The following is a 14,976-nucleotide window of genomic DNA, read 5'->3' as shown; positions in this document are numbered from 1 at the left end:
GGGCGGAGGCCCGCTCCAGGAGGAGAAAGCAGTGGCGCAGATTGAAATCCGCGATCTCGGAATCGACTATCGCAAACCGAAGAGCAACGAGGTGTTCTCTGCCGTCGACAGTGTCGACCTGTCGGTCGAAAAGGGCGAATTCGTCACCATCGTCGGCTCCAGCGGTTGCGGCAAGAGCACGCTGCTGATGGCGGTCGCGGGGCTTGTCGACCTGACGCGTGGTTCGATTGAGATCGATGGCAAGCGGGTTGATGGCCCGGGGCCTGACCGCGCGGTGGTGTTTCAGGAAGCCTCTCTGCTTCCCTGGCGTTCGGTGCGTGGCAACGTCAAGTTCGGGCTCGAAATGCAGCGCTGGAGCGGCGGCGACCTCAACGAGCGGGCCATGCAGATGATCCGCCTCGTCGGCCTCGGCCGCTTCTCCGACTATCATCCCCACCAGCTTTCCGGCGGCATGCGCCAGCGCGTCAATATCGCCCGGGCGCTTGCCGTCGATCCCGAAGTGCTGCTCATGGATGAGCCGTTCGGGGCGCTCGACGCCCAGACCCGCGAGATCATGGGCACCGAGCTTTTGCGCATCTGGGAGCGCGCCAAGAAAACGGCTTTGTTCGTCACCCACGATATCGACGAAGCGATATTCCTTGCCGACAAGATCGTCGTCATGGGCCGAAACCCGGGTCATATCAAGGAAGTAATCAAGGTCGACCTGCCGCGCCCGCGCAACGAGGCAATCCTCGACAGCGAGGAGTTCCACGAATTGCGCAAGCGCCTGCGCGCCCATCTGGCGGAAGACATGTCCAGCATGCAGCTGGTGCAGGAGGTCGCATGAGATCGGCAGAAATAACCGCCGGACCAGCGGAAACCCGACAGCTGTCCCTTTCCTTCCTGCGTCCGTCCCGCTCGGCGATCATCGGGACGCTTGCCGTCCTTGCATTTCTTGTGCTGTGGCAGATCGCGCCGACCATGGGCTGGGTGAATGGCCGTTTCACCAGCCGCCCGACGGAGGTTTTCTTCGCGGCGATCGACATCTTCCGGAATGACAATTTCCTCTATCACGCCCGTATCAGCCTGACGGAATTCGTCGCCGGTTTCGCGCTGGCGATCGTGGTGTCCATTCCGCTCGGCGTGCTGCTCGGCACCTCGAAGATCGCCCGCTACCTGATCGATCCGCCGCTGATGGCGCTTTATATCGCCCCGACGCTGGTGCTGCTGCCGATCATGGTGATCTGGCTCGGCATCGACATGGCGCCGAAGATCGCCGTCGTTTTCCTCGGCGCGGTTTTCCCGATCGTCCTCAACACCATGGCCRGCATGAGCGAAGCCGATCCGCGGTTTCTCCGGATGGCGCGTTCGTTCGGCGCGACCAGGTTCGATATCTTCACCCGCGTCCTGGTGCCGGGTTCGCTGCCGGCGTTGCTCACGGGCCTGAGGCTCGCCGTCGGCCGCGCCGTGCTCGGCGTCATCGTCGGCGAGTTGTTCGTGTCGCAGGCGGGCATCGGCTATCAGCTCAATCTCTATGGCTCCGCCATGCGCATCGACCGGCTGCTCGTCTATGCCCTGATCGTCAGCGCCTTCGGCTACACGCTGACCGTCATCGTTCGCTCGGTGGAGAACAAGGTCCGCGATTGGAGGTCAAAATGATCGCCGAACTTTTCTATCGCCGCCAGGCGCTCGTGCTCGGCACCCTGTCGATGATCGGCATCGTGGTTTTCTGGCAGATCGCCGTCGATACCGGCTTCATCAATCCGTTCTTCATCTCGACGCCGAGCCAGGTCGCCGTGGAATTCATGGCTCAGTTCGAAGATGGTTCGGTCGCCACCAATGTGGCGGCGACGCTTTATTGCTTCGCCTGGTCGCTCGGTCTTGCCGCCGTGGTCGGTATTGTCCTCGGCATGCTGGCCGGCTGGTTTGCGGATGTGGAATCGGCGCTCGAACCGTTCATCTGGTTCAAATATTCGGCGCCGACCGTGGCCTTCTATCCGCTTTTCGTCGCCTGGCTCGGATACGGCCGGCCGACGATCATCGCGATCGCCTTCCTTTTCGCGCTGACGCCGATCTATGCCAACACCCTGTCCGGCATCAAGAATACCGATCGCGACCTTGCCCGCGCGGCGCGTTCCTTCGGGGCGAAGCCGCTCGACATCTTCCTGCGTGTTGCATTGCCGGGATCCGTGCCGGTGATGATGGCCGGCCTTCGCCTCGGCGTCGGCCGGGCGCTGACCGGTGTCGTGGTCGCCGAACTCTTCGGCGCCAATGCCGGCCTTGGCTACGCCATCACCTACTATGGGCAATTGATGCAGACGACCAAGATGATGGTGTCGATCGTCATCGTCGTCGTGCTCGGTGTGCTGCTGACCCAGATCCTGTCGTTCCTGGAAAGCAGGACCGATTCCTGGCGCGTCGATAGCAACCGTTGAAGAACATCTTGAGGATAGTCTCATGAAAATCATCGATTCCCATTTTCACTGGTGGCCGCGGTCGATTTTCGAACCGCTTCTGAAGCGCGAAGGTTTTCCAAGGGCGGTCGTCAATGCGCGCGGCGGCTATACCTATCACGGCGCCAATGGGCGCCGCGGCACGGTGGCGAGCTGGAAGGAATGGTTCGATCTTGACGAGCAGCTCGCCTATATGGACAGTCTCGGCCATGACATTTCGGTGGTCTGCTCGATCGGCCCGCTGTCGATCTACTTTTCGGAACTGCCGGTCGAGGAAGGCCGCGACGCGGCGCTCGCCTGGAACGAGGAAATGGCCTGGGCGCAGCGGCGTTATCCCGGCCGCGTCTGGGCCTCTGCGGCGATTCCGCTGGTCGATACGCGAGTTGCGATCGAAGTGCTCGACGATGCGGTCAACCGGCTTGGTCTGATGGGGGTCAACCTGCCCGGCAGCGTCGGCAAGGAGGGCATGATCGACGATGTCCGGCTGGAACCCTTCTACCAGCGGGTCGCGGAACTTGGCCTGCCGATGTTCCTGCATCCGACCGATGCGGTTTTCGCCGACGTGATGCAGGGCTATAATGATGCCCTGCACCTGAGCCTCGGCCGCGTGGTCGAAGTGAGCGCGGCAGCGTCGCGGCTCATCCTTTCCGGCATGATGGAGCGTCACCCGGGCCTCAAGATCGTCATGTCGCATACGGGCGGCGCGCTGCCATACCAATCCGGCCGCATGGACAAAAATTCAAAGACCGCCGGCCTGACCAAGCCGGTCAGCCATTACCTGCACCAGATGTTCACCGATACGGTTTCGCCGCATTCCGCCGGCCAGAAGTTCGCGATCGACTATTTCGGCGCCGACAACGTCATGTACGGTACGGACTATCCCTGCTGGGATCCGGCCGTCTGCCTGAAACTTCTCGATGAGATCGAGATGAGTGCCGCCACGAAGCAAAAGGTCTTCCACGATAACGCAGTGCGCATTCTCGGCCTCAAACCGTCCAAGGCTGCCGCTGCCTAGGCGCTTGATCCTTATCCAAACAACATCTTCAAGTGGTCGTTCAGGAACCGGCCTTTCGGATCCAAATCCCGTCGGAGCGCTCGAAATTCCTTGGCGCGAGGGTAAAGCCTTGTGACGTCGTCGGTGTCGAGGAAATGCATCTTTCCCCAATGCGGCCGAGAATTGTACCTGCCAAGAATTTGGTCGACGTCCCTCAGGAAGGGCCAGTAATCGATACCCGGACCACCCGACACCGACAGGGTGATACTGTCCTGGTGATGAAAGGGGCTCATCCAGGCCGGATCGCCCGCGGTAAACCGGTATTCGATCGGATAGATGCAGTTGGTGTGCTTGTTGAGCATCAGATCCCGGACAGCCCTCACCGCGGCCTTGCCGTGCTCGAGCGGAACGGCGTATTCCAGCTCGACGAAGTTCGGCACGTATTCGATGGGATAAACTTCCGAACTATAGGCAATTTTCTCGAATTCGCCTTCCATCGGTGCTGCGTCGGTCATGTCCATGACCTTCATCTCGCAGACATCGGCCAGCTTGTTCGTGCTCGAGACCGCGGACGTGTCGGCAAGGCAATAGAGATGGCGGCTTTCGGGCGTCGGGCACCAGAAGAAGCCGAAATGGCGGTGTTGGGAAGCCAGCTCGTCATGACGTTCCATGCAGGTTTCGAAATCGTCCCGCCAGAGACGTTCGTGCAGATTATAGGCGTCCATGACGTTGAGCGTCAGCGAAGAGATAACGCCGAGCGTACCAACCGAAACCTGGGCCGCATGCAGCCTGTCCCTGTCGCGACCGTCGATATCGAGGATGTCTCCGGTGGCGGTGACGATACGCATGCCGGCAATCGACGAGGCCAGGTTTCCGAGCTTGATCCCCGTACCGTGGGTTCCGGTCGTAAACGCGCCGGCAACAGCCTGGCTGTCGATGTCGCCCTGGTTGACCAGCGAAAGACCGTGCTCCTTCAGCGTCCTGCCGATTTCGTTGATGCGCGTGCCGCCGGCGACGGTGATCTGCTTTCGCTCGCGGTCGATATTCTGCACGCCGCGCAGGTTTGCGAGCGACAGCAGCAGGCCGTTGGTGCCGACGACGGGCGTGAAGGAATGTCCCGAGCCCGAAACACGCACCGCCAGGTCACGCCTGTCGGCTTCGTGCACAAGCTCCGCCACTTCGGCTTCCGTTTCCGGCGATGCCTTGAATTGTGAGACGCAATATTGATTGCCGACCCAGTTGCGCCACAGGCCGCCTTTTTCCAAAGCCATGTCTCCCCCTCCCCTCACATCGCTGTAAAACAATTATCGACAAACAGATGGGTACCGCTGACGAAGCTGGCATCGTCGCTTGCAAGGTAGAGAGCCGCCTTGGCCACCTCGTCCGGCCGACACATCCTGCCCTGCTGGGCCGCGATCGCCGCGTCCGAGACGTCGACCCCGTAGCGGGTCAGTTCCTCGACCTCCTTCTGGCCATGCGGTGTCTGGATGAAGCCGGGGCAGACGGCGTTGCAGCGGATGTTGCGGTCGCGAAACTCGACCGCGATCGCCCGGGCAAACATGTGGCACGCGCCCTTGGTCGTATCGTAGAGAACTTCCATCGGTGTGGCGGCGACCGCCGAGATCGACGACGTGCAGACGATGGACCCGCCGCCAGCCTTGATCATCTGCGGCAGGACGGCACGCGTCATCAGGAACATGCTGCGGACATTGATGGCCATCAGCCGATCCCAGTCCTCCACCGAGGTTTCGAGGAACGGCCGGACGATGATCGTTCCGGCATGATTGAACAGCACCGTGATCGGTCCGAGTTCGCCGGAAATCGCCTCTACCGCGTGTTTCACCTGCAGTTCGTCGGAAACGTCGGCGGGTGCAAACGCAACCGTCATACCCTCTTGGCGCAGGCGAGCGGCGACGGCCGCCCCCTGGCTATGCGGGAGATCCACGATCCCGACCGCAGCACCTTCCCGGGCAAAAAGTTCGGTCGCGGCAAGCCCGCATCCGCCCGCGCCGCCACTGATGAGGGCCACCTTACCGTTCAGACGACCAGCCATTCATCCTCCAACCATCGTTGATGACCGCCGATCAGTAGCTGAGGAGGGCTCTTCGCGCCTCTTGTTCTCCGGCTGATGAAGGATGGCCATGCTTCTGCTCGATTGCAGCAGGTTGACCTATTTTTGTGCCGCGGTCTATCGCTGACGTGGCCCCCGTGCGAACCGAGAAAGCCTGCCTGCGCCCCTGGGACCTATCTGGCCGGCTTCACACCCTGGTCAAAGGAGGCGCGCTCTATCCCGTGCCGTTGGAGCTTATCGTAGAAGGTCTTTCGCGGAATTCCGAGCGCCTCGATCGTGCGACGGACATCGCCTCCGTTGCTGGCCAGCGTCTCCCGGAGGATTTCCGCTTCATGCTGGTTGAGACGCTGGGGCAATGTGAGGGAACCCGCATCAGGTGACGCCGTCGTCCTGTCGTCGTCACCTGCAAGCCCGAGGACGAAACGCTCCGCAAAGTGAGACAGTTCGCGGACATTGCCGGGCCAATGGTGGGTTTCGAGATATTGGCGGGTAAAGGATGACAGAGCGGGCGTTTGGCGGTTGAACCGCTTGGCGGCCCGTTCGCAGAAGAATCCGAACAGGAGGAGGATGTCGTCGCGCCGTTCACGCAGCGGCGGGATGGAGATGGTGACGACGTTGAGCCGGTAATAGAGGTCTTCACGGAATGCGCCGCGTTGCGAGGGATCGCCGAGATCAACCTTGGCGGCGGCCACGACCCTCAGATCGATCGGCCGTGTCTCATTGGTGCCGAGAGGTGCCACTTCACGCGCTTCCAAGACGCGCAGCATGTGGATCTGCGTGGCGGGCGGCATGCTTTCGATCTCGTCGAGGAAAAGCGTGCCGCCGCTCGAATATTCGATCCTGCCGATCCGCTTCTTTTGCGCTCCGGTAAAAGCGCCGGGCTCGTGGCCGAACAATTCGCTTTCGATGATGGTTTCGGGAAGCGCGCCGCAATTGAGCGCGACAAAACTGCCCTTCGAGCGCCGGCTCCATCGATGGATCAGATTGGCAACGACCTCCTTGCCGCTGCCCGTCTCCCCGGTCACCAGAACGTCGACGTCGGTATCGGCAATCTGGCGAAGCGTTCTGCGCAGTCGCTCCATGGCGACGGTCTGGCCGATGAGCGGCAGGTCGTCGCGTGCCTGTTCGGCCACATCGCGGAGTGTCCTGTTCTCCAGAATCAGCCGCCGTTTTTCTGCAGCCCGGCGAATGGCCTGCACCAGACGGTCCGCAGGGAAAGGTTTGGTGATGAAGTCGTAAGCGCCATCCTGCATCGCCTTGACGGCCATCGGTATGTCGCCATGGCCGGTCATCAGGATGACGGGAAGGTCCGGATCGAGCTTGCGGACGCGGTCGAAGAGCTGCAGCCCATCGATCTCCGGCATGCGGATGTCGGAGACGACGACGCCCGCGAAACTATCGTCGATCCGGACCAGCGCGTCGGAAGCCTTCGAAAATCGAAAGACTGCAAAGCCCGCAAGCTCGATCGTCTGGGCGGTAGCCTTGAGAAGATCGGCATCGTCGTCAACCAGAATGACGGGTGTTGGATTGCTCATGATACCGCCTTGCGTAGATAGACAATGAAAGTCGTGCCGGTTTCGCCGCTTTCGACTTCGATACGACCGCCGTAGTCGGCGACGATATCCTTCGAAATGACCAGACCAAGTCCAAGGCCCTTTTCCTTGGACGTGTTGAACGGCGAAAAGAGCGAGCTTCTGATTGCCGGATCAATGCCGGGACCATTGTCCGAGACGCGGATCACAACCTCGTCCGACAGCGTCTCCACGGAGACATTGACGCTTGCATCGGTCCGGCCTTCCAGCGCTTCCAAGGCATTCTGGAAAAGATTGATCAGTACCTGTTCGAGCCGGACGCGATTGCCGGTGACGGCAAGGCCGGGCGGCGGCAGATCGATCGCGAGTATGTCGAGCCGTCCGGCGAAGCGGCTCCGCAGAAGAACGACCGCGCCTTCGATGGCACTCCGCAGATCGACGGCTTCGGGCGGCGTTCGTCCCTTGCGTCCAAAGGCCTTGAGCTCCTCGGTGATCATGCCGATCCGCTCCGTCAGCGCTGCGATCTCGCCGAGATTTTCCTCCGCCGAGGCTTTCCGGTTCCGTTGCAGGAAGATACGGGCATTGTCCGCATAGGCGCGGATTGTCGCGACCGGCTGGTTGATTTCATGGGCAACCCCGGCCGCAACCTGGCCAAGGATCGCAAGGCGGTTTGCCTGCACGAGCTCCTGCTGCACTACCTGCAGTTTTGACTCGGTACTGCGGTGATCGGCAATCTCCTCCTGCAGGAGGTCCCGGGCGCGGCTCAGATCGACGGTACGTTCCGTGACACGACGTTCGAGCTCTTCGCGAAGGGTTTTCTCCGCGGCGATCCGGATGGTGATCATCTGCCGCCGCCTCAGAAGGAATGCGATCAGCGCCAGGATCGGAACGAGCACGGCAAGTGCAAGCAGCCGCGCCTCGCGTACCGCGGCTGCCACGGACGGCTCGGTCGGCACGAGATATTCAAGGCGCCAGGATGTCGAGGGGACCGGCGTCAGAAGGCGAAGATATTCGCCCTCGCTTGTTCCCGGCAGAACCGCCGAAACGATCGATGCATCGTCAGAGAGAGGTTGCGGCCGCACGATCGGAAGAGGCGTCAAAGGAGCGTCGCCGAATTGCAGGCTTTGGCGGATGGCGCCAAGCCGCTCTGCCGGCAATGGCGCAGCCGTCGTGAAGCGCCAGGAGGGAACGCTGGTGATCAAAACGACACCATTGGCGTCGGTGACATAGACGGGACGGTTTGCATCCCGCCAATCGCTTTCAAGCTGGTCGAATTCCATCTTCACCACAACGACACCGAGGGCGCCGGCCTGGTTTTCGGCGCGCCGCGAGATATAGAGTCCGGGGCGCTTGCTGACGCTGCCCAAGGCGAAGTGCTCTGCCGTTCCGTTCTCCATCGCCCGTTGAAAATATTCGCGGAACGAATAATCGTTGCCGACGAAGCTCAAGGGTTCGCGCCAGTTGCTGGACGCTACCGCGATGCCGTCCCTACCGGTGACGTAGAGAACGGAGGCGTGGGTGCCGGCCACGAGCCCTTCCAGTTTTCGGTCCAGGGCATCGACCGCTTCTGCGTCTCTCGATGCGAGCGCGCCGACCACCTGTTGGTCCTCGGCCAGAAGCAGAGGAAGCGCGCGCGGTCTTTCGAGCACCGCACGCAACAGCGCAACCTTCAGATTTGCATCGGCGTGGCCCTGTGCAATGAGCGCTGCGACTGCGGAACTGCGGCCGTAGTGACCGGCCGCATAAAGAGCGGATATCAGGAGCGCGGTGGCTGCCAGGCCAAAGACGGGCCAGGTTGACCGTGCGAACGGGGGAACCTTGACCGATTTCTCTCGATGACGCTGCTCAAGCATCGGTGAATGTGTGCATAAATCCGCATGAAATGCAAAGGCCGATGCGAAAATCCGCACGGCCTATCCTGTAACTCGCCTTCCACATCCAAATTTAAACGAGATAAATCAAACGGTTGGAAATATCCGCCCTTTTGGCACGCATGTTGCTCCGAGAAAGCCTGCAGCAACAGCAACGCCGCGCCCCGGGAGGCCAATTTGGTTGGGGCGCCATGGAGGATATGATGAACGCAACGATTTCCGATGCGCCAACGCACGGCAAGCTTCCTTTCTACCGCCACCTTTACTTTCAGGTTCTCGTGGCGATCGCCGCCGGCATCCTGCTCGGTCACTTCTATCCGGATACCGGCGCGTCCCTGAAGCCGCTCGGCGACGCCTTCATCAAGCTGGTGAAGATGATCATCGCGCCGGTGATCTTCCTGACCGTCGCAACCGGCATTGCCGGCATGGCCGATCTGCAAAAGGTGGGGCGTGTCGCCGGCAAGGCGATGATCTACTTTCTGGTGTTTTCGACGCTCGCGCTCGCCGTTGGCCTGCTCGTCTCGAATATCGTTCAGCCGGGTGCCGGCATGCACATCGATCCGGCCACGCTCGACGCCAAGGCGGTCGCGACCTATACGGCGAAGGCGCATGACACCACGATCACCGGCTTCTTGATGAACATCATTCCGGATACGATCGTCGGTGCCTTTGCACAGGGCGATATCCTGCAGGTGCTGTTCTTCTCGGTTCTCTTCGGCATCGCTCTTGGCATGGTCGGCGAACGCGGCCGTCCGGTCCTCGATTTCCTGCAGGCATTGACCGCGCCGATCTTCCGTCTCGTGACCATCCTGATGAAGGCTGCCCCGATCGGCGCCTTCGGCGCCATGGCCTTTACCATCGGCAAATACGGCATCGGTTCGATTGCCAATCTTGCCATGCTGATCGGCACTTTCTATCTCACCTCGCTCCTCTTCGTGCTGGTCGTCCTCGGCGCCGTCGCACGTTACAACGGCTTTTCGATCATCTCGCTCATCCGCTACATCAAGGAAGAACTGCTTCTTGTGCTCGGCACGTCCTCGTCGGAAGCGGCATTGCCCGGCCTGATGGCAAAGATGGAACGCGCCGGTTGCAAACGCTCGGTGGTCGGTCTTGTCATTCCGACCGGCTATTCCTTCAATCTCGACGGCACCAACATCTACATGACGCTGGCCGCGCTCTTCATTGCCCAGGCGACCGACACGCCGATCACGCTTGGCGACCAGATCCTGCTGCTGCTTGTCGCGATGTTGAGCTCGAAGGGAGCTGCAGGCATTACCGGAGCCGGCTTCATCACCCTGGCGGCGACCCTTTCGGTGGTCCCATCCGTGCCGGTCGCCGGCATGGCGCTGATCCTCGGCATCGATCGCTTCATGTCGGAATGCCGGGCGCTCACCAATCTGGTCGGCAATGCGGTCGCGACCGTCGTCGTCGCCCGCTGGGAAAATGAGCTGGACCCGACGCAGTTCGCTGCCGCCATGGCGGGCAATGTCGATGCCGAAAACGCTGTGCTGATACCCTCAGCCCAGCCTGCTGAATAATCGTCTGCTGCTATCGCAGCCGAAAAAGGTCGCCGGTCAGCCGGCGGCCTTTCCCGTTTCCGCAGAACCAAGGTGCTCTTGTCTCGGAATAAGGAGGGCACTACTCTTCAGGCACGCCTTCGAGCAGACCATCATACACCTCGATGAGTGCATTGGTGATCGCCTGTCCCAGCGCATTGCCGGCGACGCGGACCTCGTCCTCGGTGCCGTCTCGTGACGCCTTGGCCAGTTCAAAACCCTCTTCGGCGACGATCTGCTTGGCCACTTCGATAGCCCACAGCCCGAAGTCGCCGCGATTATCTATCTTGATCGAGTTATCCATTGCGGTCTGCCTGTTGCTGGAGCAGCCTTCCTATATCGCCTCGGCAATGATGGACAGCGTCTATTCCCACAATATTCATCGCCGCCGCGAACGATGTCCCGATCAATTTTTCATGGCTGGGCCGCCCTCAGGTGTTGAAGTAATGCCGGCGCGACAGGCGCGTCTGCACGTAGAGGCGTTCGCCGTGAGTCCCCGGCGCGTAGGCGCCGCCGCTTTCCTGCACCGGGATCGAAACGTTGCCGTCGCTCGGGAAGCGGGCGACGAATTCCTCGTCGATATCGCAGCCGAGACCCGGCCCATTCGGGACCGCAAGCGAACCGCCTTGCTGGACAGGGTGCGGCACGATCGTGTGCTTACGGCCCTCCCAGTCGTCGTCGATCCGTTCGAGGATGAGTGCGTTCGGGATCGAGGCGAGCAGATGAAGTGCCGCATATTCCGCGACCGGGCCGAGCGAGCCAGAATGCGGCGCCATCTGGATGTGATGCGCTTCCGCCATCGCGGCGATCTTCTTCATCTGGGTAATGCCGCCGGCGCGTCCCGTATCCGGCTGGATCACGTCGACCAGTTCTTCCTCGATCAGTTGCCGTTCGCCGAAGATGGTCGCAGTGCGTTCGCCGGCTGCGAGCGGGATATGGGCCGCGTCGCGGATACGCCGGTACCCTTCGACATTGTCCGGTGCGATCGGATCTTCAACCCAAAGCAGTTCGTAGGGTTCGAGCTTGCGCACCAGGCGGCAGGCATCGGCCGGCGTCATCCACGGCGGGCCGTGCAGATCGATCGCGATGTCCATCTCGTCGCCGACGGCATCGCGCAGCATGGCGACCTTGCGAACCGGATCGGAAACGCCGCCGCATTTGAGCGCCTTGATGCCGCGGTTCTTGAGGGAAAGCGCCTTTTCGACCGTGTTGGCATGCGAATAGATCGGAATTCGGTCACGCAGCTTGCCTCCGAGCAGGTTCCATACCGGCACGCCCAGCACCTTGCCCTTGATGTCCCACAGCGCCATGTCGATGCCGGTCGCAGCGCCGCCACCGACCGTGCCGAGCATGCCGTGGCCCATCATGGCGATCGCCATCTTTTGCCACAGCTTTTCGATATGAGTCGGATCTTCCCCGATCAGAAGCGGGGCGAGATCCTTGATCGCGGTTTCGACGACACGCGGCCAGCCGGAGCATTCGCCGATGCCGGTAATGCCCTCGTCGGTATCGATTTTCAGGAAGAGCCAGTTGCGGGTTCCGCCGAAAGGCTGGGCCGACTTTGGCACCGGCACTGTCTGCCGCGCCTCAAGGTCGGGTGAGCCGACCTGCATAAGGAAGGTGCGAATACCGGTGATCTTCATCCTGCCGTGCTCCCATTCTTGACCTGGCTGGGTTCGGTATAGCGGAATCGCCTGGAGCGATCGCGGTCGCGCGGATCCGGTCGCGGAATGGCCGAGATGAGCGCTTGGGTATAAGGGTGATCCGGCGCGTTGCAGACCTTGTCGGCCTCACCCACTTCGACAAGCTTGCCGCGATACATGACGCCTACCCGGTCGCACATGTAACGAATGACCCCAATGTCATGGCTGATGAAGATGTAGGCGAGACCAAGCTCGTCCTGCAGCCGCATCAGAAGATCGAGCACTTGGAAGCGCACGGAAACGTCGAGCGCCGAGGTCGCCTCGTCGGCGACGATGATGCGCGGGTTCAGCGTGATCGCCCGGGCGATGCCGATGCGCTGGCGCTGGCCGCCCGAAAACGCATGCGGGTAACGCTCGCGTCCGGCGGGATCGAGGCCGACCTGATCCATCAGGTGGCAGACCCGCTCGTCGAGTTCCTTGCCACGGGCGATGCCGTTGACCAGCAGGGGTTCGCCGATCACCTGCGCGACGGTCATGCGCGGATTGAGCGACCCGAACGGGTCCTGGAAGACCATGCGCAGTTCGCGCCGCGCGGCCTTCAGCTCGGCACCTTCGAGTTTGGCAAGATCGACGACCTTGCCGTCGGCTCGGCGATAAAGCATCTCGCCACCCGTCGGATCGTAGAGACGCATGATCGAGCGGCCCATCGTCGTCTTGCCGGAGCCGCTCTCTCCCACGATGCCGAGCGTCTCGCCGGGAAGCAGCGCGATCGAGACGTCGTTCAGCGCCTTCATGTCACCGAAATGCATGGAGAGGTTGCGGATGGTGAGGATCGGCTCGGCTGTCGTGTCGAGCGGCGGACGGGCAAGCCTGATCTCGGCCTTCTGCTCCAGCTTCAGCACCGAACCGATCAGCATGCGCGTGTAAGGATCCTGCGGCGAATGGAAGATCTGCTCGACTGGCCCGTATTCCTTGGCGACGCCATGATGCATGACCAGCACGTCGTCGGCGATCTGGGCGACGACGCCCATGTCGTGGGTGATGAACAGCACGGCCATGCCGGTCGACTGCTGCAGCCGTTTGATCAGGTCGAGGATCTCGGCCTGGGTCGTCACGTCGAGCGCCGTGGTCGGCTCGTCGGCAATCAGCAGCTGCGGCTTGCAGGCGAGCGCCATGGCGATCATGGCGCGCTGGCGCATGCCGCCGGAATACTGGAAGGCGTAGCGGTCGAGCGCCTTTTCCGGATCGGGTATCTCCACCTGCCGCAGCAGCGAGATTGCCTCGGTCCTTGCCTGCGCCTTGCTCATGTTGAGGTGCAACCGCAGCACTTCGGTGATCTGGTCGCCAACCGTGTGCACCGGCGAAAGCGACGACATCGGCTCCTGGAAGATCATCGCGATGTCGCGGCCGCGCACCGAACGGATCGCCCGGCTGCGCGGGTTGAGCTTGGCGAGGTCGAGCGACGTGCCGTCCGGGCGGTGCAGTAAAATCGATCCGGAGGCAATCTCGCCGGGCGAGTCCACGATCTGCAGGATCGAGCGCGCGGTCACGGATTTCCCCGATCCGCTCTCGCCGACGACGCAGAGCGTTTTGCCAGGCTCGATCGAGAAGGAAAGATCATCCACGGCCCTGAAGACGCCGGTGCGGAGCGCAAACTCGGTCACCAGGTTCTTGACTTCGAGCAACGGCTTGCCCGCTGCAATCGAGGGGCGGGGGACGATGGAAAGGACATCGGTCATCGGCGCCTCACTTGTTGTAGGGATCGGCCGCATCACGCAGGCCGTCGCCGAAGAGGTTGAGCGCCATGACGGCGACGACGACCGCAAGCCCCGGCATGAAGAGCCATGGAGCGGTGGCGATGGAGCGGATGTTCTGCGCTTCACGCAGCAGCACGCCCCAGGAGATCGTCGGTGGCTGCAGGCCGAGACCGAGGAACGACAGCGAGGTCTCCGCGAGGATCATCGCAGGCACCGCCAAAGTCATCGAGGCGATGATGTGGCTTGAGAAGCTCGGCAACATGTGGCGGAAGATGATGCGGCCTTCCGAGACGCCGTCGAGGCGTGCTGCGGCGACGAACTCTTCGGTGCGCAGCGACAGAAAGCGGCCGCGCACGACGCGGGCAAGCTGCGCCCAGCCCGTGAACGACAGGATGATGGTGATCATCATGTACTGGAGTGTCGCCGGCCAGCCCTGCGGCAATGCGGCCGCCAGCGCCAGCCAGATCGGAATGGTCGGCAGCGACAGCACGAAATCGATGACGCGCTGCATGACGAAATCGATCCGGCCGCCATAATAACCGGAGATGCCGCCGAGAACGATGCCGAGCAGCAGCGACAGGAAGACCCCGACCAGACCGATCGACAGCGATATCTGGGCACCTTGCACCGTGCGGCTATAGACGTCGCGGCCGAGGCGATCGGCGCCGAACAGATAAAGCGGCTTGCTCTTGTCGGTGGTGGCGATCAGGTGAATGTCGGTGTCGAAAAGACCGAGTACCGAATAGGTGTAGCCTCGGCCAAAGAAGGCGATCGGCACCTTCATGCCCGTATCCTCCACGAAGACGGCTGCCAGCGTGTTCGGGTCCCGCGTCAGTTTCATCCCATAATAATGCGGTCCGATCTGGAAGCCGTTGGTGGTATCGAACAGGTGAAGGCCCTGCGGCGGGTGAAACGTCGAGCGGGCATTCTGCATGAACGGGTCGTTGATCGCGAAGAAGCCCGGTACGAGCGCAACGATATACATGGCAAGCGTGACGACGAGCGCCGCCATGGCGAGCTTATGCCGCTTGAAAGCCCACCAGATGAGCTGCCATTGCGAGGCAACGGCGGCGCGGTCCGGCCTGACATTGGTGATGGAGACATCGACCATGGGTGTTCT

13 protein-coding genes are annotated in these 14,976 nt (G+C 61.8%); 5 read left to right on the top strand and 8 right to left on the bottom strand.

Translation table 11 applies throughout. The annotated features are described in order from the left end of the window. Positions 1–31 precede the first annotated feature (31 nt). From AC1D3C_RS05410 to AC1D3C_RS05395, 4 genes are read left to right on the top strand one after another with little or no spacing between them, the layout of a single operon-like run. Entirely contained in the window at positions 32–826 is a 795-nt protein-coding gene (locus AC1D3C_RS05410) for an ABC transporter ATP-binding protein (protein WP_477482138.1), read from the top strand. After that, positions 823–1,638: an ABC transporter permease gene (locus AC1D3C_RS05405; protein ID WP_477482137.1), complete on the top strand. Its 816-nt coding sequence runs from the start codon at positions 823–825 to the stop codon at positions 1,636–1,638. Before AC1D3C_RS05410 ends, AC1D3C_RS05405 begins: the two co-directional genes overlap by 4 nt. Next, the gene (locus tag AC1D3C_RS05400) at positions 1,635–2,414 is read left to right on the top strand and encodes an ABC transporter permease (protein WP_040125094.1); all 780 of its coding nucleotides are present in this window, start codon (positions 1,635–1,637) and stop codon (positions 2,412–2,414) included. Before AC1D3C_RS05405 ends, AC1D3C_RS05400 begins: the two co-directional genes overlap by 4 nt. A gap of 22 nt (positions 2,415–2,436) precedes the next feature. Continuing rightward, positions 2,437–3,447, top strand: coding sequence for an amidohydrolase family protein (locus tag AC1D3C_RS05395; protein ID WP_040125096.1), 1,011 nt, complete (start codon positions 2,437–2,439; stop codon positions 3,445–3,447). 11 nt (positions 3,448–3,458) lie between these two features. Here AC1D3C_RS05395 and AC1D3C_RS05390 read toward each other — a convergent pair whose 3' ends face one another. The 4 genes from AC1D3C_RS05390 to AC1D3C_RS05375 all read right to left on the bottom strand — a co-directional run bounded on the left by AC1D3C_RS05390 (position 3,459) and on the right by AC1D3C_RS05375 (position 8,882). After that, a complete protein-coding gene (locus AC1D3C_RS05390; protein ID WP_477482136.1) occupies positions 3,459–4,697 on the bottom strand; it encodes a D-arabinono-1,4-lactone oxidase in 1,239 nt (412 codons plus the stop codon). A 14-nt stretch (positions 4,698–4,711) separates the two neighbouring features. Further along, complete coding sequence (locus AC1D3C_RS05385; RefSeq protein ID WP_477482135.1) at positions 4,712–5,479, bottom strand: SDR family NAD(P)-dependent oxidoreductase; 768 nt, start codon at positions 5,477–5,479, stop codon at positions 4,712–4,714. A 191-nt stretch (positions 5,480–5,670) separates the two neighbouring features. Then, positions 5,671–7,032, bottom strand: a complete 1,362-nt coding sequence (locus AC1D3C_RS05380; RefSeq protein WP_477482134.1) for a sigma-54-dependent transcriptional regulator — start codon at positions 7,030–7,032, stop codon at positions 5,671–5,673. Next, positions 7,029–8,882 (bottom strand): sensor histidine kinase, encoded by a 1,854-nt coding sequence (locus AC1D3C_RS05375; protein WP_477482133.1) that lies wholly within the window; start codon positions 8,880–8,882, stop codon positions 7,029–7,031. The genes AC1D3C_RS05380 and AC1D3C_RS05375 overlap by 4 nt, the downstream gene beginning before the upstream one ends. Before the next feature lie 209 nt (positions 8,883–9,091). Here AC1D3C_RS05375 and AC1D3C_RS05370 point away from each other — a divergent pair, with 209 nt between their 5' ends. Next, on the top strand, positions 9,092–10,438 hold the full coding sequence (locus AC1D3C_RS05370) for a dicarboxylate/amino acid:cation symporter (RefSeq protein ID WP_408962363.1): 1,347 nt from the start codon (positions 9,092–9,094) through the stop codon (positions 10,436–10,438). 100 nt (positions 10,439–10,538) lie between these two features. Here the strand turns inward: AC1D3C_RS05370 and AC1D3C_RS05365 are convergent, their stop codons facing one another. The 4 genes from AC1D3C_RS05365 to AC1D3C_RS05350 all read right to left on the bottom strand — a co-directional run bounded on the left by AC1D3C_RS05365 (position 10,539) and on the right by AC1D3C_RS05350 (position 14,967). Next, positions 10,539–10,760, bottom strand: coding sequence for a hypothetical protein (locus AC1D3C_RS05365; RefSeq protein WP_477482132.1), 222 nt, complete (start codon positions 10,758–10,760; stop codon positions 10,539–10,541). A 127-nt stretch (positions 10,761–10,887) separates the two neighbouring features. Beyond that, the gene (locus AC1D3C_RS05360) at positions 10,888–12,099 is read right to left on the bottom strand and encodes a mandelate racemase/muconate lactonizing enzyme family protein (RefSeq protein ID WP_247136451.1); all 1,212 of its coding nucleotides are present in this window, start codon (positions 12,097–12,099) and stop codon (positions 10,888–10,890) included. After that, entirely contained in the window at positions 12,096–13,838 is a 1,743-nt protein-coding gene (locus AC1D3C_RS05355; protein WP_040125112.1) for an ABC transporter ATP-binding protein, read from the bottom strand. The genes AC1D3C_RS05360 and AC1D3C_RS05355 overlap by 4 nt, the downstream gene beginning before the upstream one ends. Before the next feature lie 7 nt (positions 13,839–13,845). Then, positions 13,846–14,967, bottom strand: coding sequence for an ABC transporter permease (locus AC1D3C_RS05350; RefSeq protein WP_477482131.1), 1,122 nt, complete (start codon positions 14,965–14,967; stop codon positions 13,846–13,848). Between the last annotated feature and the right edge of the window lie 9 nt (positions 14,968–14,976).

It is taken from the genome of Neorhizobium sp. P1_A6, assembly GCF_056406795.1.
Note: the sequence above shows the minus strand (reverse complement) of the source record. Positions and strands in the feature narration are given on the sequence as shown.

Coding starts and splice junctions, on each gene's coding strand:
- AC1D3C_RS05385 (WP_477482135.1), bottom strand. CDS start 5,479: ATGGCTGGTCGTCTGAACGGTAAGGTGGCCCTCATCAGTGGCGGCGCG.
- AC1D3C_RS05380 (WP_477482134.1), bottom strand. CDS start 7,032: ATGAGCAATCCAACACCCGTCATTCTGGTTGACGACGATGCCGATCTT.
- AC1D3C_RS05350 (WP_477482131.1), bottom strand. CDS start 14,967: ATGGTCGATGTCTCCATCACCAATGTCAGGCCGGACCGCGCCGCCGTT.
- AC1D3C_RS05370 (WP_408962363.1), top strand. CDS start 9,092: ATGGAGGATATGATGAACGCAACGATTTCCGATGCGCCAACGCACGGC.
- AC1D3C_RS05395 (WP_040125096.1), top strand. CDS start 2,437: ATGAAAATCATCGATTCCCATTTTCACTGGTGGCCGCGGTCGATTTTC.
- AC1D3C_RS05360 (WP_247136451.1), bottom strand. CDS start 12,099: ATGAAGATCACCGGTATTCGCACCTTCCTTATGCAGGTCGGCTCACCC.
- AC1D3C_RS05400 (WP_040125094.1), top strand. CDS start 1,635: ATGATCGCCGAACTTTTCTATCGCCGCCAGGCGCTCGTGCTCGGCACC.
- AC1D3C_RS05390 (WP_477482136.1), bottom strand. CDS start 4,697: ATGGCTTTGGAAAAAGGCGGCCTGTGGCGCAACTGGGTCGGCAATCAA.
- AC1D3C_RS05355 (WP_040125112.1), bottom strand. CDS start 13,838: ATGACCGATGTCCTTTCCATCGTCCCCCGCCCCTCGATTGCAGCGGGC.
- AC1D3C_RS05375 (WP_477482133.1), bottom strand. CDS start 8,882: ATGCTTGAGCAGCGTCATCGAGAGAAATCGGTCAAGGTTCCCCCGTTC.
- AC1D3C_RS05365 (WP_477482132.1), bottom strand. CDS start 10,760: ATGGATAACTCGATCAAGATAGATAATCGCGGCGACTTCGGGCTGTGG.